General features: G+C 63.3%; 23 protein-coding genes and 1 pseudogene. 9 read left to right on the top strand and 15 right to left on the bottom strand.

Annotated features, from left to right (window positions below; translation table 11 throughout):
* The 6 genes and pseudogenes from FOY53_RS24190 to FOY53_RS07145 form a co-directional block, all read right to left on the bottom strand.
* Positions 1 to 77 (bottom strand): annotated as a pseudogene (locus tag FOY53_RS24190) (GTP-binding protein); the annotation flags it as partial.
* A gap of 121 nt (positions 78 to 198) precedes the next feature.
* Positions 199 to 885, bottom strand: coding sequence for a hypothetical protein (locus FOY53_RS07165; protein WP_186766539.1), 687 nt, complete (start codon positions 883 to 885; stop codon positions 199 to 201).
* A 122-nt stretch (positions 886 to 1,007) separates the two neighbouring features.
* On the bottom strand, positions 1,008 to 1,580 hold the full coding sequence (locus FOY53_RS07160) for a cob(I)yrinic acid a,c-diamide adenosyltransferase (protein ID WP_146587167.1): 573 nt from the start codon (positions 1,578 to 1,580) through the stop codon (positions 1,008 to 1,010).
* A 4-nt stretch (positions 1,581 to 1,584) separates the two neighbouring features.
* Complete coding sequence (locus FOY53_RS07155) at positions 1,585 to 1,788, bottom strand: twin transmembrane helix small protein (RefSeq protein WP_146587165.1); 204 nt, start codon at positions 1,786 to 1,788, stop codon at positions 1,585 to 1,587.
* A 69-nt stretch (positions 1,789 to 1,857) separates the two neighbouring features.
* On the bottom strand, positions 1,858 to 2,682 hold the full coding sequence (locus FOY53_RS07150; RefSeq protein WP_146587216.1) for an SDR family NAD(P)-dependent oxidoreductase: 825 nt from the start codon (positions 2,680 to 2,682) through the stop codon (positions 1,858 to 1,860).
* Between the two features lie 274 nt (positions 2,683 to 2,956).
* Positions 2,957 to 3,526, bottom strand: a complete 570-nt coding sequence (locus FOY53_RS07145) for an SH3 domain-containing protein (protein WP_146587163.1) — start codon at positions 3,524 to 3,526, stop codon at positions 2,957 to 2,959.
* 161 nt (positions 3,527 to 3,687) lie between these two features.
* On the opposite strand from FOY53_RS07145, the gene FOY53_RS07140 reads away from it, so the two are divergent.
* From FOY53_RS07140 to FOY53_RS07120, 5 genes are all read left to right on the top strand, one after another.
* Positions 3,688 to 6,003 (top strand): DNA topoisomerase IV subunit A, encoded by a 2,316-nt coding sequence (locus FOY53_RS07140; protein WP_146587161.1) that lies wholly within the window; start codon positions 3,688 to 3,690, stop codon positions 6,001 to 6,003.
* 34 nt (positions 6,004 to 6,037) lie between these two features.
* Positions 6,038 to 7,180 (top strand): DUF898 family protein, encoded by a 1,143-nt coding sequence (locus FOY53_RS07135; RefSeq protein WP_246107317.1) that lies wholly within the window; start codon positions 6,038 to 6,040, stop codon positions 7,178 to 7,180.
* Positions 7,177 to 8,307 (top strand): M48 family metallopeptidase, encoded by a 1,131-nt coding sequence (locus FOY53_RS07130; RefSeq protein WP_146587157.1) that lies wholly within the window; start codon positions 7,177 to 7,179, stop codon positions 8,305 to 8,307. Before FOY53_RS07135 ends, FOY53_RS07130 begins: the two co-directional genes overlap by 4 nt.
* Positions 8,308 to 8,532: 225 nt before the next feature.
* The gene (locus FOY53_RS07125; RefSeq protein ID WP_146587155.1) at positions 8,533 to 9,291 is read left to right on the top strand and encodes an electron transfer flavoprotein subunit beta/FixA family protein; all 759 of its coding nucleotides are present in this window, start codon (positions 8,533 to 8,535) and stop codon (positions 9,289 to 9,291) included.
* Positions 9,291 to 10,217 (top strand): electron transfer flavoprotein subunit alpha/FixB family protein, encoded by a 927-nt coding sequence (locus FOY53_RS07120; protein ID WP_146587153.1) that lies wholly within the window; start codon positions 9,291 to 9,293, stop codon positions 10,215 to 10,217. Before FOY53_RS07125 ends, FOY53_RS07120 begins: the two co-directional genes overlap by 1 nt.
* A gap of 448 nt (positions 10,218 to 10,665) precedes the next feature.
* Here FOY53_RS07120 and FOY53_RS07115 read toward each other — a convergent pair whose 3' ends face one another.
* The gene (locus FOY53_RS07115; RefSeq protein ID WP_146587151.1) at positions 10,666 to 11,508 is read right to left on the bottom strand and encodes a DUF6473 family protein; all 843 of its coding nucleotides are present in this window, start codon (positions 11,506 to 11,508) and stop codon (positions 10,666 to 10,668) included.
* A 156-nt stretch (positions 11,509 to 11,664) separates the two neighbouring features.
* On the opposite strand from FOY53_RS07115, the gene FOY53_RS07110 reads away from it, so the two are divergent.
* Positions 11,665 to 12,540, top strand: coding sequence for a 3-hydroxybutyryl-CoA dehydrogenase (locus tag FOY53_RS07110; RefSeq protein ID WP_146587148.1), 876 nt, complete (start codon positions 11,665 to 11,667; stop codon positions 12,538 to 12,540).
* A 170-nt stretch (positions 12,541 to 12,710) separates the two neighbouring features.
* Here the strand turns inward: FOY53_RS07110 and FOY53_RS07105 are convergent, their stop codons facing one another.
* The 7 genes from FOY53_RS07105 to FOY53_RS07075 form a co-directional block, all read right to left on the bottom strand.
* Positions 12,711 to 13,547, bottom strand: a complete 837-nt coding sequence (locus tag FOY53_RS07105; protein WP_146587146.1) for a lysophospholipid acyltransferase family protein — start codon at positions 13,545 to 13,547, stop codon at positions 12,711 to 12,713.
* A 94-nt stretch (positions 13,548 to 13,641) separates the two neighbouring features.
* Positions 13,642 to 13,920, bottom strand: a complete 279-nt coding sequence (locus tag FOY53_RS07100; protein ID WP_146587144.1) for an HPr family phosphocarrier protein — start codon at positions 13,918 to 13,920, stop codon at positions 13,642 to 13,644.
* 18 nt (positions 13,921 to 13,938) lie between these two features.
* Positions 13,939 to 14,376 (bottom strand): PTS sugar transporter subunit IIA, encoded by a 438-nt coding sequence (locus tag FOY53_RS07095; protein ID WP_146587142.1) that lies wholly within the window; start codon positions 14,374 to 14,376, stop codon positions 13,939 to 13,941.
* On the bottom strand, positions 14,373 to 15,296 hold the full coding sequence (gene rapZ, locus FOY53_RS07090; RefSeq protein WP_146587141.1) for an RNase adapter RapZ: 924 nt from the start codon (positions 15,294 to 15,296) through the stop codon (positions 14,373 to 14,375). Before rapZ ends, FOY53_RS07095 begins: the two co-directional genes overlap by 4 nt.
* 12 nt (positions 15,297 to 15,308) lie before the next feature.
* The gene (locus FOY53_RS07085) at positions 15,309 to 15,722 is read right to left on the bottom strand and encodes an HPr kinase/phosphorylase (protein WP_146587139.1); all 414 of its coding nucleotides are present in this window, start codon (positions 15,720 to 15,722) and stop codon (positions 15,309 to 15,311) included.
* 9 nt (positions 15,723 to 15,731) lie between these two features.
* Entirely contained in the window at positions 15,732 to 17,459 is a 1,728-nt protein-coding gene (locus FOY53_RS07080) for a sensor histidine kinase (protein ID WP_146587137.1), read from the bottom strand.
* Between the two features lie 2 nt (positions 17,460 to 17,461).
* Positions 17,462 to 18,163 carry a response regulator transcription factor gene (locus FOY53_RS07075; protein ID WP_146587135.1) on the bottom strand — a complete coding sequence of 234 codons (702 nt, stop codon included), beginning with the start codon at positions 18,161 to 18,163 and terminating at the stop codon, positions 17,462 to 17,464.
* A 348-nt stretch (positions 18,164 to 18,511) separates the two neighbouring features.
* Between FOY53_RS07075 and FOY53_RS07070 the strand changes: the two genes are divergently transcribed.
* The gene (locus FOY53_RS07070; protein WP_146587133.1) at positions 18,512 to 20,110 is read left to right on the top strand and encodes a phosphoenolpyruvate carboxykinase; all 1,599 of its coding nucleotides are present in this window, start codon (positions 18,512 to 18,514) and stop codon (positions 20,108 to 20,110) included.
* Between the two features lie 141 nt (positions 20,111 to 20,251).
* The gene (locus FOY53_RS07065; RefSeq protein ID WP_146587131.1) at positions 20,252 to 20,782 is read left to right on the top strand and encodes a DUF3859 domain-containing protein; all 531 of its coding nucleotides are present in this window, start codon (positions 20,252 to 20,254) and stop codon (positions 20,780 to 20,782) included.
* A gap of 12 nt (positions 20,783 to 20,794) precedes the next feature.
* Here the strand turns inward: FOY53_RS07065 and FOY53_RS07060 are convergent, their stop codons facing one another.
* Positions 20,795 to 21,565, bottom strand: a complete 771-nt coding sequence (locus FOY53_RS07060; RefSeq protein ID WP_146587129.1) for a sulfite exporter TauE/SafE family protein — start codon at positions 21,563 to 21,565, stop codon at positions 20,795 to 20,797.
* Positions 21,566 to 21,712: 147 nt separating this feature from the next.
* Here FOY53_RS07060 and FOY53_RS07055 point away from each other — a divergent pair, with 147 nt between their 5' ends.
* Positions 21,713 to 23,398 carry an acyl-CoA dehydrogenase family protein gene (locus FOY53_RS07055; RefSeq protein ID WP_146587128.1) on the top strand — a complete coding sequence of 562 codons (1,686 nt, stop codon included), beginning with the start codon at positions 21,713 to 21,715 and terminating at the stop codon, positions 23,396 to 23,398.
* The last annotated feature ends 117 nt before the right edge of the window (positions 23,399 to 23,515 follow it).

The following is a 23,515-nucleotide window of genomic DNA, read 5'->3' as shown; positions in this document are numbered from 1 at the left end:
GTCTTGCCGTGGTCAACGTGACCGATCGTGCCGATGTTGCAGTGCGGCTTGTTACGTTCAAACTTTGCCTTTGCCATCTTGTTGCAAATGCCTCGCGCGTTGGGGGGCCGGTGCTGCCCGATTTCCATCGCGGCGCACATATGGCGTCAGGCGGAAAAAATCAAGCTTGAGATGCGGCCTACCCCTCGTCGGCGGGCGTCAGGAGCCCCCTGCGGGCTGCGCCTCGATCACCGGCGAGAACGGCACTCTTGCGTCCGCCACCTTTGGTGTCTGCGCAGTGCCGGCGCGGTCCGGGACTGCCGCCGGGGCAGTCTCGACCGGCACCGCAGCCGTCCCGGCGCCGACGCCGCCGAACCATCCCTTTTCGCGCTGCATCCGGCGCATCCACTTTTCGATCTGCAACGCGATGTTGTCCGACAGCAGCTTGAGCTGTTCGTCCCTGGTCTGGGTGACGCCGGAGCCGACGATGGTCTGCGCCGACACCGCCTCGAGCGCCGTGATCTGTTCCGGTTCATCGTGCATCTTGCCGCCCGCCGCGTCGTCAAAGACCGTGACCTTGACGATCAGCACCGACTTCGGGTTGAACACCAGCGGCACACCGGGAACCGCCAGCACGAACCCTTCGACGCTGACTCCGAGATGATAGAACTTGTCGCCCTCGTAACGGCGGAACCGCTGTTCCAGTGCGGCGTCGACCCCGGCGATCCAGTCGTCTGCCGTGGCATCCCGCGACGCGGGGCCCTGGACGATGTTGGGCGCCACGACAATCGCATGTCCCAGCTTGAAATCGCCCAGCGGTTCCACCGGTTTCCTGAGCTGGCGCGCGCCATCGGCGCAGGCGGTCAGACCAAGGACAAGCGCAAGACACAGCAGCAGTCGGAACATCGGACACCTCATTTTCGGCAACCGGTTCCGCATAAAGGTTTGCGCCCGTTCATGCAATCGGTGCGGCATGGCTGTGGCAGCGCCCATCCCGCGGGAGGTTCCGGCATATTCAGCGGTTGGCCTCAGCGGTTGGCGCCCGGAACCCACAGCACATCCGCGCGGCCATCGTCGTTGGCGATGCGCGCGGCGACAAAGAACCAGTCGCTGAGCCGGTTGAGATACCGCACCGCCACCGGGTTCACCGATTCGACAGTGGACAGTTCGACAACCAGCCGTTCCGCACGGCGGGCCACGGTGCGACACTGATGAAGGTAGGCCGACGCCGCCGTCCCGGCAGGAAGGATGAAGCTGCGCAGGGGTTCGAGCCGGGCGTTCATCGCGTCGATCTCGCGTTCCAGCCGGTCGGTCTGGGCGTCAATCACCCGCAGCACCGGATACCCGGCCTCGCTGTCGCGCTCCATTTCCGGGCGGCACAGATCGGCGCCCAGATCGAACAGGTCGTTCTGAATGAGGGCAAGCTGCGCGCTCATCTCGCGCGGCGCGTGCAGGCGGGCAATGCCGACAATGGCGTTCAGTTCGTCCGTGGTGCCGTAGGCGGTGACCCGCATCGAATGTTTGGCCACACGGGCACCGTTGCCCAGTGCGGTCTCACCGGCATCGCCGGTCCGGGTGTAGATCTTGTTCAGTACAACCATGATGTCAGCTCCCGCTCCGCAGCCAGACAAACAGCAGGATCAGCAGCACCGCCACGAATTGTGCCGCGATCCGGTAGCGCATCAGACGGTTGGCGTGTTTGCGGTTGAACTCTCCACCCTTGGCAAAGCCGCCGATGCCCAGCATCAGAATCGCGACAACCGCGATCATTGCAAGCGCCATAACGATAAAAACTGGATCGTGCAGCATCCGGCCTCTCCCTCTTGATACCTCTTGCGCCTCATGTAGCGGCAGACGCGGCAAAAGCGAACGGCTTATTCAGCCCCGGGACAGTATCCAGTCAAGCGCTCTGGCCGGCAGCACCCGGCGCAGGAACCCCATGAGGTGCGTGGGTGTGGTCACGAAATACCGCACTTTCGGGCGCGGGCTTTCCAGCGCCTGGATCAACCTGTCGGTCACCGCCGAGGCGGGCCACTGCGGCCCCTTCGCACTGCCCTTGTAGAGCTGGTCCAGCAGGGTTGCGCGATACTCGTCGACCCGGACCGAGTGTTCCCAGTCGACCCACTTTTCGAATTGCAGGATCGCGTTCTTGCGGAAATCCGTTTCGATCGGGCCCGGTTCGATCAGGACGATCCTGATGCCGGTGTCCGCCATTTCCAGCCGAAGCGCGTCTGCCAGCCCCTCCAGCGCGAACTTGGTGGCAATGTAGGCGCCGCGCCATTTCATCGCCACCAGGCCCAGAACCGAGGAATTCATCACGATCCGTCCGTATCCCTGTCCCCGCATCACCGGGATCACCAGCAGGTTCAGCTCGTGCCATCCGATCAGGTTGGCCTGAAAGATGGTGCGCAGGGCGTCGCCGGAAATATCCTCCAGCGGGCCCGCGATCGCATAGGCGCCGTTGTGAAACACGGCGTCCAGCCTGCCGCCGGTCTGCGCGAGCAATGCGGCCAGTGCCGGGGCAAATGTCGTCGGATCCTCGTAATCAAGGTGCAGCCCGACCAGCCCCTCTTGCTGCAACAGGGCACAGGCAGCGGGTGTCCGGGCCGAGGCGAACACCCGCCATCCGCGCCGCGACAGGGTGCGTGCCGCGTCAAGGCCAATGCCCGACGAGCAACCGGTGATCAGGATGGATTTCTGCATGACGCCCCGCAATTTTCGTTGCTGCGTCATGCAGGCTGCGCGGCATGGATGCAAACAGATCGACCTGAAACCGCGCAGGAGAGCACACGATTTGCGTGACTCTGCCGGAACGCCACGCCTGCAGGGGACTGTGTGAAACCTTGTCAGCCGGGATCAAGAGGCTGTCAAAGCTCTGCCACCATCGCATTCGAACGATATACGAAGGCGCGCCGACAAAAGCATCGGGGGCGCGACGCAAACGCGCCCGCCCCCGTGTCCCCCGGTGGGGTTCAGTCTATTCCGCTGCCGCCGTCACCAGAAAGTCAGCCATCCAGCCGATGCGGTTGCTTTCGACCACGCGCAGTTTCAACCAGCCCTCGCCATTGTTCTGCAGGACTTCGACTTCGTCGCCGCGTCCCAGCTTGGTCACGATCGAATAGTTCGTGCCCGGCCCGAAACGCACGTTGACCCGGCTGCCATCCACCTTGCGAATGTCTGGCATCTTTTCCGCCAGCGGCGTGGTGGCCGGTTCGGCTTGCGCTTCGGCAGCCCCCGGCGCGGCCTGTACCCTGGCGGGTTCAACCGCCTGACGAGCCACTGTCGGCACCTCCAGTGTGGCCAGCATCACCCCGGGGGTGGGTTTGGTGTTGGCAATGCCATCACCAAACCTGGCCCGCGCGACGCCGGTCAGCGGTACACTTGAGGTATCCGCCCGCGCCACCTTCTCGGGAACGCTTGCCTCTGCCGAGGAAATCCCGAGAGCCTTGGCCGTCGTGTTGCTTCCGGGCTGGAAATCGGCACCGCCGCTCAACTCGTAAAACCCAAGTCCCATGAAAGCAAAAGACAGAATGACAAAGCGTGACATCCGGCGTCCTCCCTAAAAACATATTACCAGGTACCAGACCGCGAAACTGACCTGCGGTCGCCGGCACCCATAGTCCATCCGCCAAAATCGACCAAACGATTTGGCAAAAAACGCTGCGGCACTTCTTTACGGGCAAGACCTCTGACGGTATCACATCATCTATGACAGAGATCGTTGATGACCCCAATATGAACTCCCGCGACGTGTCCGAACCTTTGCGTCGTGCGATCGGCGAACGGTATTTGACGTATGCGCTGTCCACGATCATGCACCGCGCGCTTCCCGATGCCCGTGACGGTCTGAAACCTGTGCACCGGCGTATCCTATATGCAATGCGCGAACTTCGGCTTAGTTCCACCGGAGGCTTCAGAAAGTCGGCAAAGATCAGCGGCGACGTGATGGGAAATTACCATCCGCACGGCGATTCGGCGATATATGATGCGATGGCGCGGCTGGCGCAGGACTTCAACGTCCGCTACCCGCTGGTCGATGGCCAGGGCAATTTCGGCAACATCGACGGCGACAATCCCGCCGCGAGCCGATACACCGAGGCGCGCCTCACGGTGGTGGCCGAGGCGATGCTGGACGGTCTGAACGAGAACGCCGTCGACTTCCGCGACAATTATGACGGTACGCTGACCGAACCGGTGGTGATGCCCGCCACCTTCCCGCATCTGCTGGCCAATGGTTCCAGCGGGATCGCGGTCGGCATGGCGACAAACATCCCGCCGCACAACATCACCGAACTTGTCGATGCCTGCCTGCACATGATCAAGGTGCCGGACTGCCAGGACGACACGCTGCTGAAATATGTACCCGGCCCGGACTTTCCCACGGGCGGCATCCTGGTCGAGCCGCGCGACAGCATCGCGCAGGCCTACCGCACCGGACGCGGCTCGTTCCGTCTGCGCTGCCGGTGGGAGGTCGAGGACCTGGGACGCGGCACCTGGCAGATCGTGGTGACCGAAATTCCCTACCAGGTGCAGAAATCCAAGCTGGTCGAACGGCTTGCCGAACTGATCCAGACCAAGAAGGTGCCGATCCTCGCCGACATCCGCGACGAATCGACCGAAGATGTGCGCATGGTGCTGGAACCGCGGTCCAAGAATGTCGATCCCGACGTGCTGATGGGGATGCTGTTCCGCAACTCGGACCTGGAAACCCGTTTCAGCCTGAACATGAACGTGCTGATCGACGGCGTGACCCCCAAGGTCTGCTCGATGAAAGAGGTGCTGCGCGCCTTCCTCGATTTCCGTCGCGAGGTTCTGGTGCGCCGCTCCCAGCACCGGATGGAAAAGATCGACCACCGGCTCGAGGTGCTCGAAGGCCTGATCGTCGCCTTCCTGAACCTTGACCGGGTAATCGACATCATCCGCTATGACGACGAGCCCAAGGCGGCGCTGATGCGCGAGGACTGGGGCCGGACGTTCACCCGCGCGATGAGCGAAAAGGACTATGTCGGCCCTGCCCTGGTGGCGGGTGAGGACGCGCTGGGGCTGACCGAGGTGCAGGCCGAGGCGATCCTCAACATGCGCCTGCGGTCGTTGCGCCGTCTCGAAGAAATCGAACTGGTGGCCGAACGCGACCGCCTGATGGAGGAACGCGCAGGGCTTGAGGACCTGCTGGAATCGGGTGACCTGCAATGGTCGCGGATCGCGGAGCAGTTGCGCGAGGCCAAGAAAACCTTTGGCAAGGACTACGCCGGCGGTGCCCGCCGCACCACCTTTGCCGAAGCGTCGGACGCCCCCGAAGTCCCGCTGGAGATGATGATCGAGCGGGAACCGATCACAGTTGTCTGTTCGCAGATGGGCTGGATCCGGGCGATGACCGGGCATATCGACCTGACCCGCGAGCTGAAATTCAAGGACGGCGACGCGCCGCGCTTTGTGTTCCATGCCGAAACCACCGACCGGCTGCTGGTCTTTGGCAGCAACGGCCGGTTCTACACGATTTCTGCCTCCAACCTGCCCGGCGGACGCGGAATGGGGGAACCGCTGCGTCTGATTGTGGATCTGCCGAACGAAGCCGAGATCGTCGATATCTTCATTCACGATCCGGCCCGCAAACTTCTGGTTGCCTCGTCTGCGGGGGACGGCTTTGTCGTGCCGGAAACCGAGGTGGTCGCCCAGACCCGGTCGGGCAAACAGGTGCTGAATGTGCGCGCGCCCGCCCGTGCCGCCGTGTGCAAACCTGTCAACGGCGATGCCATCTGCGTGGTCGGCGAGAACCGCAAAGTGCTGATATTCATGCTGGACGAGCTGCCCGAAATGGGCCGCGGCAAAGGTGTGCGCCTGCAGAAATACAAGGACGGGGGAATGTCGGATGTTGCCAGCTTCACCCTGGAGCAAGGCCTCTCCTGGCGCGATCCGGCCGGACGAACCCGGCTTGAAACCGCCCTTGACGAGTGGATCGGAAAGCGCGCCAGTTCCGGGCGCATGGCCCCACGCGGATTCCCGCGCGACAACAAGTTCAACTGAGCTCGCCACCGGCTTTGCCGGGCGGCGCGGCGCGGTGTTCTGGCTGGCGCTGAAGACAGGCCTGTTCACGGTCCTGACTCTGGGGCTTTACCGGTTCTGGCAAAAGACGCGGCTGCGGCGCTGGTATTGGTCGGCGGTGCGCCCCGGCGGCCTGCCGCTCGAATATGTCGGCGACCCGGTGGAAAAGCTGCTCGGGTTCCTGATCGCAGTGGTGATCCTGGCGTTTTACATCGGCGTCGTGAATCTGGTGCTGATGTTCGCCAGCTTCGCGCTGTTTCACGGCAGCGGCTTCGCCTATGGGCTCAGCCTGCTGGGGGTTGTGCCACTGTGGTTCTATGCCCGCTACCGGGCGCGGCGCTACGTGCTGGCCCGCACCCGCTGGCGCGGTCTGCGCTTTGGGATGGAACCCGGCGCCTGGGGTTATGCGGGCCGGGCGCTCTGGCACTGGGCGCTGACGATCCTGACCGTCGGGCTGCTGTGGCCGCGCATGACCTTTTATCTTGAGAAATACCGCACGGACAGAACCTCGTATGGCACCGCGACCATGCGGCAGGGCGGACGCTGGCAGATGCTCTATCCGGCGGCAAAGCCGTTGTTCGTGGCGCTGATCTCTGCCCTTGGGGCGCTGGCAACAGGCATGGCGGGACATGCAGCCGTCTCAATCGGTCTGGGCATTCTTGCGGCACTGATCGGACTGTACGGCGTTGTGCATTACCGGGTCTGGACCCTGCGCTGCCTGACGGCCAACAAGACCCTGAACGGCGTGAGCCTGAGCCTGGAGGCCAGTCCGCTGCGGATACTGATGATCCACGTGCTGGGGTATTTCCTTGCCTTTCTGGCGATTGCCGGACCTGCGGCGATGCTGGGCCTCCTGATCGTGATGCTGCAATCGGCGGACACCCTGAACGATCTGGGTGTGGGCGAAGAGATGGCAGTGCTGTCGGCGTTGCCGGGCTGGATCGTGCTGGTGGCGTCAATGCTGCTGTATTTCTGCATTTTCCTGCTTTGGTCGGCCCTGACCCACACCTTCATCACACTTCCGGTGATGCGCCATTATGCCCGCGGCCTGACAGTGCATGGGGCCCAGCATCTGGAAGACCTTCGCCAGCGCGACCGCGACGAGGTGCCCCAGGCCGAAGGCTTTGCCGAAGCGCTGGATGTGGGGGCTTCGATATGAGCCATCCGCCCACCGTGATCCGCGTCGGCGCAACCCCCGCCCTGTTCGAGGCCCAGGCGCTGTATCTCGACGGTGTCCGGCCGGTTCCCGAACCGATCCGGGTCCATATGGACGAAGCCGCGGGGGCGCTGGTGCTCGACCTGGCCAGTGGCGCGCTTCGCTGGCCGCTGGCGCAGATCCGCGAGGTGCCGGATCAGGCCGGGAAAGACCTGTTTGTGCTGCGCCTGCGCAACGATCCGCTGCAACGCCTGATCCTGAACGACCGTGACCTGGCCCCCCGCCTGCCGCATCTGCGCGCCCGTGCGCCGCTGACCCGGCGCGGCCCGTTGCTGGCCTGGGCGCTGGCTGCCGCCGCATCGGTGGCGCTGATCATCTTTGGTCTGGTGCCGGTCATGGCTGACCAACTGGCCCGCTACATTCCACCCGAAGGCGAGCACGCCCTCGGCGAGGCGACGCTTGGACAGATCCGCAGCGCGCTGGATCAGAGCGGGCTTGATCCGGTGCCGGTCTGTGATCGCGCAGCGGGCCTGCAGGCTCTGGCAGGGATGCGGGACCGGCTGGTCGATCCGGCCGAACTTCCGCAGCCGTTGTCGGTTTATGTGCTGGATCACCCGATGCTGAACGCCTTTGCCCTGCCCGGCGGCCATGTGGTGTTCTTTCGCGGCTTGATCGAAGCGGCACAGGGCCCGGACGAGGTCGCCGCGGTTCTTGCCCACGAAATCGGCCACGTGGTCAGCCGCGACCCGACCCGCCATGCCCTGCGCTCCGCCGGAAGCATCGGTGTGCTGGGCTTGCTGCTCGGCGATTTCGCAGGCGGGACGGTGGTGCTGTTCCTGACCGAACGCCTGATCGCGGCGCAATACAGCCAGGAGGCCGAGGCCCGTGCCGACATCTTTGCCCTTGATCTGCTGCGCCGCGCCGGTCTGCCCCCCGAGGCACTGGCGACAATGTTCGAACGGTTTCAGGCCGAAGGCGCCGAGGCGCCGGAGTTCATTGCCCATTTTCTGAGCCATCCGGCTCTGGGCGACCGGATCGCCGCGGCGCGTGCCGCGACCCGGCCCGCACGGGCGCCGTATCCCGCGCTTTCGCCTTCGGAATGGCAGGATCTGCGCCGCATCTGCGACTGAGGGCCGCGTGGAACTGGCCGAGGAATTGCAGATTAATAACGGGAAAATGCATCCCGAACGGAAACGCGGCGTAGGTTGGCGCTAACGTGACGATTTTGCCCTGTTTCAACCGGGCGTCAGACGGTATCACGCCACAGATGCTTGTCACTCGTGTCCCCCGGAACGGGGATGCGGCACACCTGTCGCACCCCCCGGTGCGCCCAAATCGAAGGGAGACCTGCGCAGATGAAGGTTCTGGTACCTGTCAAACGCGTGATTGACTACAACGTGAAGGTTCGTGTGAAAGCGGACGGCAGCGGTGTCGATCTGGCCAATGTGAAGATGTCGATGAACCCGTTCGACGAGATTGCCGTCGAAGAGGCGATCCGCCTGAAGGAGGCCGGCAAGGCCGACGAGGTCATCGTGGTTTCGATCGGTGTGAAACAGTCCCAGGAAACCCTGCGCACGGCGCTCGCCATGGGCGCCGACCGGGCGATCCTGGTGATTGCCGCCGATGACGTGCACCAGGACATCGAGCCGCTGGCCGTGGCCAAGATCCTTGCCGCCATCGTCAGGGAAGAGGCGCCGGGCCTCGTGCTCTGCGGCAAGCAGGCGATCGACAACGACATGAACGCCACCGGGCAGATGTTGTCGGCCCTGCTGGGCTGGTCCCAGGCGATGTATGCCAACAACATCGAGATCGACGGCGATTCGGCGGTGGTCACCCGCGAAGTCGATGGCGGCCTGCAGACCCTCAGGGTCAAGATGCCGACGATCATTTCCACCGACCTGCGCCTGAACGAGCCGCGCTATGCCTCGCTGCCCAACATCATGAAGGCCAAGAAGAAGCCGCTGGATGAAAAGACCGCCGCCGATTACGGCGTCGATGTCACCCCGCGCCTGACCGTGGTCAGGACCGGCGAGCCGGCGGAACGCGCGGCGGGCATCAAGGTGGGCTCGGTCGACGAGCTTGTTGCGAAACTCAAGGAAGCGGGGGCTGTCTGATGGCTGTACTTCTGATTGCCGAAATCACCGATGGCGCGCTGGCGATGGACGCCACCGCGAAGACCGTCACCGCCGCGAAGGCGCTTGGCGAGGTGACGGTGCTCTGCGCCGGGGCCTCTGCCGCGGGCGCGGCCAGGGAGGCCGCGACGATTGACGGCGTCACACGCGTGCTGGTCGCCGAGGATGCGCTTTACGGCCACCGGCTGGCGGAACCCGTGGCGGCGCTGATCGCGTCGCTGGCCGGGGACTACGGCCACATCCTCGCGCCTGCCACCACCGATGCCAAGAACATCCTGCCGCGCGTCGCCGCCCTGCTCGACGTGATGGTGCTGACCGATGTGACCGGCGTCGTCGATGCCGACACATTCGAACGTCCGATCTACGCGGGCAACGCGATCCAGACGGTGAAATCCTCGGATTCCGTCAAGGTGATGACCATCCGCACCTCGACCTTCGACGTGGCGGGCACCGGCGGCGCGGCGGCGATCGAAGAGATCGCGGCCGGCGACAACCCGGCGCTGTCGGAATGGGTCGAAGACAAGGTGGCGGCCTCGGACCGTCCCGAGCTGACCTCGGCCGGGATCGTCGTCTCGGGTGGCCGCGGTGTCGGTTCGGAAGAGAACTTTGCCCTGATCGAGAAGCTGGCCGACAAGCTGGGCGCCGCTGTCGGCGCCTCACGCGCGGCGGTCGATTCGGGCTTTGCCCCGAACGACTGGCAGGTCGGCCAGACCGGCAAGGTGGTGGCGCCGGATCTCTACATCGCCATCGGCATCTCGGGCGCGATCCAGCACCTCGCGGGGATGAAGGATTCCAAGGTCATCGTCGCGATCAACAAGGACGAAGAGGCGCCGATCTTCCAGGTCGCCGACTACGGCCTGGTCGCCGACCTGTTCACCGCCCTGCCCGAACTGACCGAAAAGCTGTAAAAGCATCCAGCGGCCACTTGCGGCTGCTGGAACACGTGTCTGGACCCGCCTCGTCACGGGGCGGGTCCGCATCATCGCTGGATCCGGTCGCTTCAGACCCCGACAGTCGGCTGGACCGCCGGCATTGCCCCCCGCACAACGCACATCACTCGGTCGACGGGCGTTGAGAACGTGCGATCAGGCTTTCGTCGCGGCGCCGGTGTCGCGGCCAAGCTGTTCGCATCTGCGCTGCCGCATGGCCCCCCTACCCTGTGTCTTGACGGCGGATAGAGTTCACAAAGCTCGGCGAACGAAAATAACGCACTTTCGGAGACTTCCGAAACGCCGCGCGCGTGGCAGCGCCGCCAAAACGCCGGGAATGGCAGCCTGCACGCGCGGCAAGCAGTTCTGGATGCGCAATTGGCCGGGCCTGCGACATGCCGTGACCCCTCTGTGCCGCAGCACACCGTCACCCGGGTGGCCGATCAGGTCTCAACAGCGGCGCAAGCGCGGCCCCCAGCACCGCCGCGACCTCTTCATGCGCTTCGGGTCCCATCAGTTCGGCGGCCGCGCAGGCGTCAAAATCACTGAACACCATGCCTTGCGATCCCCTGTCGAGGGCGGCGCGCGACGGCGGCGCGATCACGATATCCGTCAACCGCGGACGCAGGGCTTCGATCATGGCGCTGTCGACAAACAGTGGATCCCCTTCCAGTGCACTCGACGGCCCGCCGGGTGGTGACTGCGCGAACCACAGCAAGACCGACTGCCCGCGCAGCACGCCGAGCAGATATTTCATCCGGGACAGCCAGGCCGCCCGCAGTTCCAGCGCCACCATCTCGAACCGTTCCTCGGACAGGTCCCGCAGATGGCGCAGCAAGTGCCGGTTGAAGTGAAACTCGGTAAAGTCAGCGTCGGGATACAGCGCGTGCAGCAGCGGCGACGCACGCAGAAACCGGTCGTTGCGTCGCGGATGCACGGAATAGAACCGATTTGACATGTTTTGCGCGCCCATGACCTGGATCACGTTCAACCGCGCCGCGGCGACCGCCTCGAGAACCGCGGGATCCTGAAGATACAGATCTATCCCGGCGTTGATCGACCCGAAATTGACACAGGAACGGTTCACCAGCCGTTCGACCAGCGCCGTATACGGCGTGCTGATGAACCGGCCGTAGGTTTCGGTCCCACCCAGAAAGGCCAGATATTCGCCGCGAAGCCTGCGCCGTGGCCCGCGAAACAGGACACGCGATTTGCCATAGCGGCATGGATAGTACTCAAGACCGCCCTGGCCTTGCATTGCAAAGGACATTTCACCCACCTCAGATTTTCTCACCCGGACCCAGCCTGCGGTCTTTGCCTTACGAAAAAGCTAAAGCTAAAAATTGATGCGATCGGACCGGTCCGCCTTGCAGCCGCCCGTCGCTCGCGCCATTGTTGCGGCGCAGCACAAGCGGGGTAGCAGGGCATGGAGATCAAATCAGTCGGCGTCGTGGGCGCAGGACAGATGGGCAACGGTATCGCCCATGTGATGGCGCTCTCGGGCTACGACGTCGTTCTCAACGATGTCGACGGCGGCGCGCTGGACAAGGCGGTCGAACTCATCGGCCGCAACCTCGACCGCCAGGTGAGCCGGGACAAGATCAGCCAGGCCGACAAGGATGCGGCGATGTCGCGCATCAGCACCACGCTTGACCTCAGCGTTCTTGGACAGACCGACCTCGTGATCGAAGCTGCGACCGAACGCGAGGACGTGAAGCAGAAGATCTTTGACGCGCTGCTGCCGCACCTCAAACCAGAGACCATCCTGACCTCGAACACCTCATCGATCTCGATCACACGGCTTGCATCGCGCACCGACCGGCCCGAGAAGTTCATGGGATTTCACTTCATGAACCCCGTGCCGGTGATGCAGCTGGTCGAGTTGATCCGCGGCATTGCCACCGACAGCGAAACCTACGACGCCTGCCTTGCCGTGGTCGACAAGCTGGGCAAGACCGCCGCCAGCGCCGAGGACTTTCCGGCCTTTATCGTCAACCGCATCCTGATGCCGATGATCAACGAAGCGGTCTATACGCTTTACGAAGGTGTCGGAAAGGTCAGCTCGATCGACGAGGCCATGAAGCTCGGCGCCAACCATCCGATGGGCCCGCTGGAACTGGCGGATTTCATCGGGCTGGACACCTGCCTCGCGATCATGAACGTGCTGCATGATGGTCTTGGGGATACAAAATACCGCCCCTGCCCGCTGCTGTCGAAATACGTGGAAGCCGGCTGGCTGGGCCGCAAGACCAATCGCGGGTTCTATGACTATCGCGGTGAAACGCCCGTACCGACGCGCTGACACCCGGTTCTTCCACCATGGCCTCGGCTGAACAAAAAGCGTTCCCACCCGGCGCGATGTCGGCAAGGCGTGGCAGTCCGGGACCCCTCGCTTCTCTGGGGCAGTAAAATCCCGGAGGAGACGCCCGTCAGGGCGGCGGGGGCAGAGCCCCCCGATCGCGGCACCGCGTTTCAGGCCGGATCTCTGCCCAGTGCCAGCGTCTGTTCGCGCAGCCAGGCCATCATCTCGCGATTGCGTCCGTCCCACCGGTCCAGTTCCGCTGGCGGAACAGGCATGCCGACGATCGGGGCCTGCGGGTGGCCGCAGGCATGGACGACCTCGTGAATGAGCAACCCCTGCCGCAATGTCGGCGAGATCCGGTTCGCCATCTGGTAAGCCCGCGAATTCTGTCCGGCAAAATACACCGGCACAACCGTGGCGCCGGAACGCCGGATCATGCGGGCGGTGAACGGTGTCCATTCAGCCTCGATTGCCGGACCGAACAGGGTGCTGGACGTGGCAACCACCCCGGAAGGAAACAGCACGATCACCCCGCCACCCGCCAGAACCTGCATTGCCTCCCGGCGCATGCCAAGGCTCTGCTCGCGCGCATCCGCTTCGTGCGGAAAGGGCACGGGGATCATGAAGTGTTCGATTTCCTTCACGCCGGTGAGCAGCGACCGGGTCAGGATCCGGTAATCGGTGCGGACCCTGCCGACGAGTTCAGCGAGCACCATCCCGTCCACCAACCCGTGCGGATGGTTCGCCACCAGGATCACCGGGCCGGACTTCGGAATCCTTTGGATCTGTTCCGCCGGGGTTTCGAGCGTTATCCCCATGATCCGCAGCGCCTGGGCCCAGAACGCCTGTCCCTCTGCCGGTCCCAGGCGCTCGAACCGCCGCACCATGCGCAGCAGCGTCGCCTTGCCGGTCAGCCACTCCAAAGTACGGATGGTCGCGGCTTTCCACGGGTTGGGAAAGGTGTTGGCATAGCTGAGCTTGCGCTTGTCATAAGGCGCCGTCACCATTGGAGACGGGCCGCGGGCTGCTGATGGCGCCGGTGTCCCGCCCCGACGCCGAAGGTCGTGACAGGCGCTGTCGGTCTCAAGATCCGGCAGTGGATCAGCACTCCTCGCCAAACCGGTTGGCCACAAGCGCCTCGACCGCGTCCGCCAGTGCCTGCGCATCCGGGCCACGGGTCTCGACTTCGATCGAGGTGCCCCGCGATGCCGCCAGCATCAGCAACCCCATGATGCTGTCGCCAGAGGCGCTCATGCCGTCCTTTGACACTTCGGCGGTCGCGTCAAAGCCTTCGACCACCTCGACCAGCTTGGCAGAGGCGCGAGCGTGCAGCCCTTTTTCGTTCAGGATCCGCAGTTCGCGGCGTGTCGTTTCACTCATTTTTCCGGCAAGTCCAATCTATGTCACGGGTCCGGGCGTATCGCCCTGCCCATTCGGCGCGCTTGCCTGTGGTTTGATGTTCTGACTGTCAATATATTTTCGACCGGCCTCAAGTGCACTGCGCACGGCATCGGCAACATTCATCTGGCGACTTTTCGCCAGTTTGATCAGCATCGGCAGGTTCATCCCGTACAGGATCCTGCGGTTGTCCGGCTGACAGGCAAGCAGACTGAGGTTGGATGGCGATCCGCCGAACATGTCGGTGACCACCACCACTCCCTGTCCATGATCCACCGCATCGGCAGCGTCGCAGATTTCATTCTGCTTGATCTGCCGGTCATGGTTCGCCTCTATCGCAATGGCGCGGATGCCCGGCTGCTGGCCAACAACATGTTCGACCGCCGCGAGATATTCCCGGGCCAATCCACCATGCGCTACGATCACGATACCGATCACGCCCGAGATGCTCCGCTCATGTCCAAAACCCGTGTCGATGCGCCCGCGATGCCGCGGCGCTCCAGTTCCCGATGCCTAATTGACACCCGCCAGCCCGTCCGCGCAAGGCCGTCTGCCACTTTTTCGGTCATGGCCACGGATCTGTGTTGCCCGCCGGTACACCCGATCCCGACGGCGAAATGCGCTTTGCCTTCGTCCAGGCAGGCTGGCAGCTGAAAGGTGAGCAGTTTCAGCACATGCTCCAGGAACGCGGCGTGGCGCGGATCCTGTTCCACGTAATCGGCCACAGCCGCATCCAGCCCGGTGAGGCCCCTCAGTTCCGGCTGCCAATAGGGGTTGTTCAGAAACCGGCAATCAAACACCACATCAACCCCGTGCGGCAGGCCTCGCTTGAACGAAAACGAATGCACCGACACCGCCATGCCCTGCCCGGTGTCCCGCCCGAACCAGCTCTGCAACTGTTCCCGCAGTTCATGCGGCGTGAGATCGGTGGTGTCTATCAGGATGTCCGCCCGCGCGCGCACCACCTCAAGCAACCGGATTTCCAGTGCGATCCCTTCGGCAGGCGCGCCGTTGGGGGCCAGTGGATGGCGGCGGCGGGTCTCGGAATAGCGCCGTACCAGCACCTCGGGGTTGCAGTCGAGATACAGGATCTCGAGCCCCTGCTCGCTGCCCATCCGCGTCTGCAGATCCAGCAGCCCGTCCGGGGTGAAATCGCGGTTGCGCACGTCCAGCCCCAGCGCCAGCGGTCGCGGCAGGGCCGGACCCTCCAGCAGACGGGGAATGAGACTGAGCGGGATGTTGTCGATCGCCTCGTATCCCAGATCTTCCAGCGCATTGATGGCCGTTGAACGCCCCGCGCCCGAGGGGCCGGTCACCAGCACCACACGTTGAGTGGGTTGTTCAGGATCCGAGGTCATCTCCGTGCTCCGTCAGGCGTTTCTGCCGCCCCGTAGATATTGTACCAGAGCTGCTGCAAAGTAGGCCTTTGCGACATTGTGAAGCAAGGGCACAGTGATCCCCAAGAGCTCGGTTTTTCGCACCTGCGGCAAACGGTCCGGCTCGGGATGGTCCAGGTCGATCACGCAGAACAGCCAGGCGGTCGTGGCCGGCTCGGCCCGCAGGATGCCGACGCCGCGCGCCTCGATCAAACCTCGAATGGCGTCGGGCGCGCTCAGCCGTATTCCGGCGTTTTCCGCCTGCAGCACCACCCGGTCATCGGCGACCAGTTGCGCGCCGCGCGACATCATCTCGAGCGCCAGCGCGGACTTGCCGCTGCCGGATGCGCCGCGGATCAGCGCCGCGCGGGATCCGACGCAAACGGCAGTGGCGTGCAGCGTGACCATGTCAAATGCTCAGATCGGCAGGCCCACGACAAAGCGCGCGCCCAGCGGTTCCGAGGTGATATCCGCCTCGGTCGGGCGGATGTTCTCGGCCCAGATCACACCGCCATGCGCCTCGACGATCTGTTTCGAGATCGCCAGACCAAGGCCCGAGTTGTTGCCAAAGTCGGTCTCCGGGCGCTGAGAATAAAACCGTTTGAAGATCTTGGTCAGGGCTTCGTCCGGGATTCCGGGGCCGGTATCTTCGACCACCACCAACACGCGGTTTTCGCGCCGTCGCGCCCAGACACGGATTGCGTCACCGTCTTCGCAGAAACTCACGGCGTTGGTGATGAGGTTCACGAACACCTGCGCCAGCCGCGCCTCGAGGCCGTGGATCTCGATCGGGTTCTGCGGCAGGTCGATGATGAACTCGATGCCCTTCTTGCCCGCGTCCTCACCCAGATACTGGGCTAGGTTCTGCACCATTTCCAGAAGATTAAAGCGCTGCTCTTCTTCCTTGACCAGCTCGCTGTCGAGCCGCGAGGCGTTGGAAATGTCGCTGACGAGCCGGTCGAGGCGACGCACATCATGCTCGATCACGTCCAGCAGACGGACCCTGTGTTCTTCTTTCTTGACCATCCGCAGCGATCCGACGGCCGAACGCAGGCTGGCCAGCGGGTTCTTGATTTCATGTGCGACATCGGCGGCGAACTGTTCGTTGCCGTCAATCCGGTCATACAGCGCCGAAACCATGCCGCGCAGCGCCCCCGAAAGGCGGCCGATTTCGTCGGGCCGCGCGGTGAGGTCGGGAATACGGATACGCCCCGGAGAGGTGTTGCGTTTGTTGCGGTCGCGCCCGATCTCGGCGGCGTCGGCAAGGTCGGAAATCGGATTGGCGATGGTCGAGGCCAGCACAAGGCTCAGACCGATGGAGACCAGGGTGGCGATGACGAACATCTGCAACACCCGCTCACGCTCGGTCCGCACCGCGGCGTCGATCTCGACCGCTGCGGCAACCATGGCAACAGTCCCGACGATCCTGTCGCCCTGGCGGATCGGCGACAGGGCCCGGAACACCGTGTTGCCATTGGCGTCCAGTGCCGACTGCACCCGGGTGTCCGACGGGTTACCGGATTCGATCATCCGGCGCAGCTGATCCTCGAGCGGGGCGGGCCGCTCGCCCGAGCCGAGACCAAGCAGGCTCGACATGCCGCGCCAGACCGAGTTCAGGAAATCCGAGATCAGCGTGGGTGACTTGTCGCCCGGCGCCTCTATGGCAATTGCCGGCGGCAGTGTTCCGACGGTTTCCCCGACCAGGAAATTGGCCGCGTCAAAAATCAGCACCTCGACCCCGGCGCGCAGTTCCAGCCCCTCGACCGTGGCCGCGACGTCGATGCCGTCACCGGTGCCTAGGCTGACAGGCGCACCTGCGGGCAACTGCGCCTCGAACACGTCCGAGATCAGCTCGATCTCGCTTTGCATGGCGTTGGCGCGCTGCACGGCGAGCGTGTCGCGGGACGAATTCAGATAGAGGATACCGGCCACAAGCACGTTCAGCGCAATGAGGTTGAACGTGATGATCTTGCGGGTCAGCGGCGAACGGTTGAGTGAAAACAGGCTGCGTCGGGCGCGGCTGTCCTGCAACTCCTTCTCGACGGTGCCATCCGGGGCGACCCAGTCGTCGCCCAGAACAACATCGGCGTCCCGGCGGCTGCCGGTCCGGTCGTCGTTGGTTGTAATCCTTTCGGCCAGGGCCATGTTCACTCTTCGTTGTAACGGTAACCGATACCATAGAGTGTCTCGATGGCGGAAAACTCATCGTCCACGCTGCGCATCTTCTTGCGCAGACGCTTGATGTGACTGTCGATGGTACGGTCATCGACATAGACCTGGTCGTCATAGGCGACATCCATCAGCTGGTCGCGCGACTTGACGAAACCCGGCCGTTGCGCCAGCGCTTGCAGCAACAGGAATTCCGTCACCGTCAGCGACACATCCTGGCCTTTCCACACCACGGCGTGGCGAAGCGGGTCCATCGACAGGCTGCCGCGGCTCATGATCTTGGTCTCTTCGGTATCGCCGACGATGTCGCCGGCCACAGCCTCCTGACGGCGCAGCAGCGCGCGGATCCGCTCGACCAGAAGACGCTGCGAGAACGGTTTTTTGACATAATCGTCAGCGCCCATGCGCAGACCGAGCACTTCGTCGATCTCGTCGTCCTTCGAGGTCAGAAAGATCACCGGCATCTTGGATTTCTGGCGCACTCTCTGCAGCAGGTCCATGCCGTCCATCCGCGGCATTTTGATATCGAATACGGCCATATCCGGCAATTTCTTGTTGAACGCGTCAAGGGCGGCCTGCCCGTCGTTGTATGTTTCTACCTCAAAACCCTCTGCCTCAAGGGTGATGGACACCGATGTCAGGATATTCCTGTCATCGTCCACAAGGGCGATCTTCGACATGGATTAGCTTCCTTGTACTGCGCTGGTTACCCATTTTTTTTATCATTATGCGTGTTTTTGTTGTGTCCAACAACACAGAACTGCGAATCAGCCAAACCACTTCGACCGATTGCATCCGAAATGTGGAAAGGAATGACTAATTTGCCTCACTTGAGGCGGCGCATCTGAAACTTGATTGCGCTAAACCCGTACTGGTTGCGCTAACGACCCGTTTGCGTCCTGTTCACCTCACAAATTGACGTGCTAAAGCCAAGCTTACCAGACGTGATCCGCGTCCGGAGGGCGGTGAGTTCGACGCCGCCGGAATTTAGATCTGCCGCCAGTTGCGCGGCTACAGGAGCTTGGCAAATGACATTTGGACGGGTGAACCCGCACTTCCGCCTCGAGGATCAAGGCATCGAGGGACTGGGAAATGTCTATTACAATCTTATGGAGCCCGCGCTGATTGAAGCCGCGCTCAAACACGGCGAAGGCACTCTCGGCAAGGGTGGTGCCTTTCTCGTCGAGACCGGACAGTTCACCGGACGTTCGCCCAAGGACAAGCACGTTGTCCGGACGGAGTCCGTGGCCGACAAGATCTGGTGGGAAAACAACGCGGCGATGTCCGCCGAAGGTTTTGACGCGCTGCATGCCGACATGCTCGAACACATGAAGGGCAAGGACTACTACGTGCAGGATCTGGTGGGGGGGGCCGACCCGGCCCATTGCATCGACGTGCGTGTCATCACCGAACTGGCCTGGCACGGGTTGTTCATCCGCCACATGCTGCGGCGTCCTGACCAAGAGGCGCTGGACGAGTTCACCGCCGATTTCACCATCATCAACTGCCCGACCTTCAAGGCAGACCCCAAGCGTCACGACTGCCGCTCGGAAACGGTGATTGCGCTGAACTTCGACAAGAAGCTGATCCTCATCGGCAACACCGAATACGCCGGTGAGAACAAGAAATCCGTGTTCACGCTGCTGAACTATCTGCTGCCGGAAAAGGGCATCATGCCGATGCACTGCTCGGCCAACCACGCCGTCGGCAACCCGGTCGACACCGCCGTGTTCTTTGGCCTGTCGGGCACCGGCAAGACCACGCTGTCCGCGGACCCGTCGCGGGTGCTGATCGGCGATGACGAACACGGCTGGTCGGATCGCGGCACCTTCAACTTCGAAGGTGGCTGCTATGCCAAGACAATCAACCTGTCCCGCGCGGCCGAGCCCGAAATCTATGACACCACCAGCAAGTTCGGCACGGTGATCGAGAACATGGTGTTCGATCCCGAAACCTTCGAGCTGGACTTCGACGACGACAGCCTGACCGCCAACATGCGCTGTGCCTATCCGCTGGAGTATATTTCCAACGCGTCCAAGACGGCTCTGGGCGGCCACCCCAAGAACATCATCATGCTGACCTGCGATGCCTTTGGCGTGCTGCCGCCGATTGCCCGGCTGACCCCGGCGCAGGCGATGTATCACTTCCTGTCCGGCTTTACCGCCAAGGTCGCCGGCACCGAGCGTGGCGTGACCGAACCGCAGCCGACCTTCTCGACCTGTTTCGGCGCCCCCTTCATGCCGCGCCGCCCCGAGGTCTACGGCAACCTGCTGCGGGACAAGATCGCCAAACACGGGGCCACCTGCTGGCTGGTCAACACCGGCTGGACCGGCGGCGCCTACGGCACCGGCAGCCGGATGCCGATCAAGGCGACCCGGGCCCTGCTTTCGGCGGCCCTCAGCGGCAGCCTGGCCGATGCCGAGTTCCGCAAGGATCCGAGCTTTGGCTTCGAGGTTCCGGTCGAGGTCGAGGGCGTGGCCGAAATGCTGCTCAACCCGCGCCGCACCTGGGACGACAAGGCGGCCTATGATGCACAGGCTAACAAGTTGGTGCAGATGTTCGCTGACAACTTTGCGCAATACGTGCCCTTCATAGACGAAGATGTGAAAGCTGCCGCCATCGGCTGATCCGGGGCGACTGGACACTTTGACGGCCCTGGTTTCCGTGACCGGGGCCGCACCCGCGTTCCGCGTCAGACACGGCGCTTCGGAACAGCCGCCTGTGGCGCACGCTTGTCAAGCGGACCAACCAGGCGCATCATATATGCCATGAAACGCTTGCTTCTCAGCCTTTTCCTGTCTGCCCTGCCCGGTTGGGCCGCGGCGCAGGTTTTCTTTGACAACACCAAGATGTCCGTGACGCAGGGCATCTTTTGCGAAATCCATTCCGTGGCGACGATGGAGGCCCCGGGCACCGCCGCCGGGCACATCGAGCTTTACGACCGCACCCCCGATTTCCAGTGGCTCGGCAGCGTCGTGCCGACCGTGCCGGGGCTGAGCTTTGGGGTTCGGGTCGAGACCCGGGACAATGTGTCCTTTGGCGACACGGTGATCGTTCTGACCCACCCCCCGCTGAAAGGCACCGAAATCACCGAACAGACCTATGTGACCGTGCTTGGCGGCAGCGGGCCGTCGGTGAACGCCTATACCTTTGATCTGCCCGAAGAGCTGGTGCCCGGGACCTGGACCTTTACCGCCAGCCAGAACGGGCGCGAATTGTATCGCGCGCAGTTCACCGTGGTGCCGTCGTCGCAGGCGCCGCAAATCGCTTCGGGCTGCGAAAGCAACCTGATGTCCTAGGAGCCGAGGCGCTCAGCCGAAAAATGCCCGCCGCAGCAGGTTCAGCGCTGCGATCAGCAGCACCAGTAGCGTGGCCTTGCGGAACATCCTCTGATCAATGCGGTCCTGCACCGACCCGCCGATCCACATGCCCAGCACCGCCGGCACCACCAGCATCAGCGAAAAGGCCGCGCTCTGGGCATTCAGCACCCCGGACATCAGGTGAGCGCCGGTCAGGGCCAGCGCGCCCAATCCGTAGATCACCCCCTGAATGCGCATCTGCTCGCGCTTTTCGGTGCCCAGCGCGGTGAGGTAGGCCACAACCGGCGGCCCCCAGACCCCGGACATGCCACCGATAAAGCCGGCAAAGGCGCCGATGCCGATCTCGAGATTGCGGCTGGGCCCGCCCGGCAGATCCCCTTTCCAGCCCAGCAACTGCGCGGCGGCAAACAGCGCCACCGGCCCGCCGATGACCGACAGCATCACCCAGACCGGCATCACCGTGACCAGCTGCGCCGAGAACAACAGAAACACCACCCCGACCAGCAGGAAGATCCGCGACCGCTTGACCGATCCCCATGCCGCCTTCGGCCCCTGGCGCAGCGCCTGCATGCTGTTGGTGACCAGCGTCGGCAGAATCAGCCCCCCCAACGCCAGTTCCGGCGAGATGACCGAACCCAGGCCCGAAATCATGATCATCGGCATGGCGAATCCCACCACGCCCTTGACGATACCCGCCAGCAACGCAATTCCAAGGCAGATCCCCAGCAACGGCAGGGGCATGAGGTTGAGAATGATATCCATAAGCGCCTCATAGCAGAGCATTTATCGCCTGACCGCAAGAAAGAGACGCGCAATATATGAACCAATTGACGCATCCTGGGGTATTTTTGTTGCGCTGCAACTGCGAAATAGGTATGCCCGGACGCAACAATCGAAAGGACGTGAATCATGCCGCATGACGGTCAGGACATGACAGGGACAGACAGCATTCTTCTGCCTGATCTCCTCTCGCTCACCAAGGCTGCGATCGGCCCGGTGGAAGAGATTTTTGCCGCCGCAAAATCACGCGTCCGCGCGCTGGTCGAGGAAAATGGCCGGGTGTCCGGCGGCTCGATCGAGGCGCACCAGACGGCAGCGCATGGTCTGGCATGGCTTGCGACCTACACCGAAGCTCTGCGGCAGATGCAGCATTGGGCCGAAATGCTCGTCGAGACCTCGAAACTCTCGGAAGTCGAGCAGCTGATCCACCAGATTGCCTTTGGTGAATACCTCAACCAGATCGTCGGCGGCATCCCGATGAGCCAGGGCGAAATCCTGCGCCTGTCGGATCTGGGCCTGTCCGCCGATGCCACCGCGGTGCTCGACAGCGCCGAAATCCTGTCTCTGCGCCGAGCGGGCAATTCTCAGGCTGCCCGCACGCGACTGGTCGAACTGATGCAGGAACGTTCGGCGGAAATCACCGTCGGCGCCACCGGGCTGGACGACGAACTGGAGATGATCCGCGAACAGTTCCGCCGTTTCGCGGTCGACAAGGTCGAACCCTTTGCCCACGACTGGCACCTCAACGACGAACTGATCCCGATGGAAATCATCGAGGAACTGTCGGAAATGGGCGTCTTCGGCCTGACCATCCCCGAGGAATACGGTGGCTTTGGCCTGTCCAAAGCGTCGATGTGCGTCGTCTCCGAAGAACTGTCGCGGGGTTACATCGGTGTCGGCTCACTGGGCACCCGGTCGGAGATTGCCGCCGAGCTGATCATTGCCGGCGGCACCGAAGAGCAAAAACAGAAATGGCTGCCGCTGCTTGCGAGCGGAGAAAAGCTGCCCACGGCGGTGTTTACCGAACCCAACACCGGGTCTGACCTCGGATCCCTGCGCACCCGCGCGGTCAAGGAGGGTGACGACTATACCGTGACCGGCAACAAGACCTGGATCACCCACGCGGCACGCACCCATGTGATGACCCTGCTGGCGCGCACCGACCCGAACACCACGGACTACAAGGGCCTGTCGATGTTCCTGGCGGAAAAGACGCCGGGCGACGATGCCAATCCGTTCCCCACCGAAGGCATGACCGGCGGCGAGATCGAGGTGCTGGGCTATCGCGGCATGAAGGAATACGAACTCGGCTTTGATGGTTTCAAGGTCAAGGGCGAGAACCTGCTCGGCGGGGTCGAGGGCAAAGGCTTCAAACAACTGATGGAGACGTTCGAGAGCGCGCGCATCCAGACAGCGGCCCGGGCCATCGGTGTGGCGCAATCGGCGATGGATGTGTCGATCCGCTATGCCCAGGACCGCAAGCAGTTCGGCAAATCGCTGATCGACTTCCCCCGGGTCTCGGGCAAGATCGCGATGATGGCCGTGGAAATCATGGTGGCCCGCCAGCTCACCTATTTCTCGGCCCGCGAAAAGGACGAGGGACGGCGCTGTGACCTGGAGGCCGGTATGGCCAAGCTGCTGGGTGCGCGGATCGCCTGGGCCTGCGCCGACAACGGTTTGCAGATCCACGGAGGCAACGGATTTGCGCTCGAGTACACCATCAGCCGGATCCTGTGCGATGCGCGCATCCTCAACATCTTCGAAGGGGCTGCCGAAATTCAGGCGCAGGTCATCGCCCGGAGACTGCTGGGGTGATACGGCGCGGGGGATGGCCCTGCGCCGGGCCTGGCGTCCTGCCGACGCTGGGCTGACAGGGACCACCCCCGGAACACCTTGCTTCAGAAGTGCCCCGCCAGAAGGTCCGGCGGGGTG

This window comes from Puniceibacterium confluentis (assembly GCF_007923445.1).
In the GTDB taxonomy this organism is placed as follows: Bacteria; Pseudomonadota; Alphaproteobacteria; order Rhodobacterales; family Rhodobacteraceae; genus Puniceibacterium; species Puniceibacterium confluentis.
The sequence above is the reverse complement of the archived record's forward strand: the minus strand, read 5'-3'. Positions and strand labels throughout refer to the sequence as shown.

Bases quoted from the DNA above. Each gene is read 5' to 3' on its own strand.
- FOY53_RS07165 (WP_186766539.1), bottom strand. From the start codon at position 885: ATGTTCCGACTGCTGCTGTGTCTTGCGCTTGTCCTTGGTCTGACCGCC.
- FOY53_RS07160 (WP_146587167.1), bottom strand. From the start codon at position 1,580: ATGGTTGTACTGAACAAGATCTACACCCGGACCGGCGATGCCGGTGAG.
- FOY53_RS07155 (WP_146587165.1), bottom strand. From the start codon at position 1,788: ATGCTGCACGATCCAGTTTTTATCGTTATGGCGCTTGCAATGATCGCG.
- FOY53_RS07150 (WP_146587216.1), bottom strand. From the start codon at position 2,682: ATGCAGAAATCCATCCTGATCACCGGTTGCTCGTCGGGCATTGGCCTT.
- FOY53_RS07145 (WP_146587163.1), bottom strand. From the start codon at position 3,526: ATGTCACGCTTTGTCATTCTGTCTTTTGCTTTCATGGGACTTGGGTTT.
- FOY53_RS07140 (WP_146587161.1), top strand. From the start codon at position 3,688: ATGACAGAGATCGTTGATGACCCCAATATGAACTCCCGCGACGTGTCC.
- FOY53_RS07130 (WP_146587157.1), top strand. From the start codon at position 7,177: ATGAGCCATCCGCCCACCGTGATCCGCGTCGGCGCAACCCCCGCCCTG.
- FOY53_RS07125 (WP_146587155.1), top strand. From the start codon at position 8,533: ATGAAGGTTCTGGTACCTGTCAAACGCGTGATTGACTACAACGTGAAG.
- FOY53_RS07120 (WP_146587153.1), top strand. From the start codon at position 9,291: ATGGCTGTACTTCTGATTGCCGAAATCACCGATGGCGCGCTGGCGATG.
- FOY53_RS07115 (WP_146587151.1), bottom strand. From the start codon at position 11,508: ATGTCCTTTGCAATGCAAGGCCAGGGCGGTCTTGAGTACTATCCATGC.
- FOY53_RS07110 (WP_146587148.1), top strand. From the start codon at position 11,665: ATGGAGATCAAATCAGTCGGCGTCGTGGGCGCAGGACAGATGGGCAAC.
- FOY53_RS07105 (WP_146587146.1), bottom strand. From the start codon at position 13,547: ATGGTGACGGCGCCTTATGACAAGCGCAAGCTCAGCTATGCCAACACC.
- FOY53_RS07100 (WP_146587144.1), bottom strand. From the start codon at position 13,920: ATGAGTGAAACGACACGCCGCGAACTGCGGATCCTGAACGAAAAAGGG.
- rapZ (WP_146587141.1), bottom strand. From the start codon at position 15,296: ATGACCTCGGATCCTGAACAACCCACTCAACGTGTGGTGCTGGTGACC.
- FOY53_RS07085 (WP_146587139.1), bottom strand. From the start codon at position 15,722: ATGGTCACGCTGCACGCCACTGCCGTTTGCGTCGGATCCCGCGCGGCG.
- FOY53_RS07080 (WP_146587137.1), bottom strand. From the start codon at position 17,459: ATGGCCCTGGCCGAAAGGATTACAACCAACGACGACCGGACCGGCAGC.
- FOY53_RS07075 (WP_146587135.1), bottom strand. From the start codon at position 18,163: ATGTCGAAGATCGCCCTTGTGGACGATGACAGGAATATCCTGACATCG.
- FOY53_RS07070 (WP_146587133.1), top strand. From the start codon at position 18,512: ATGACATTTGGACGGGTGAACCCGCACTTCCGCCTCGAGGATCAAGGC.
- FOY53_RS07065 (WP_146587131.1), top strand. From the start codon at position 20,252: ATGAAACGCTTGCTTCTCAGCCTTTTCCTGTCTGCCCTGCCCGGTTGG.
- FOY53_RS07060 (WP_146587129.1), bottom strand. From the start codon at position 21,565: ATGGATATCATTCTCAACCTCATGCCCCTGCCGTTGCTGGGGATCTGC.
- FOY53_RS07055 (WP_146587128.1), top strand. From the start codon at position 21,713: ATGCCGCATGACGGTCAGGACATGACAGGGACAGACAGCATTCTTCTG.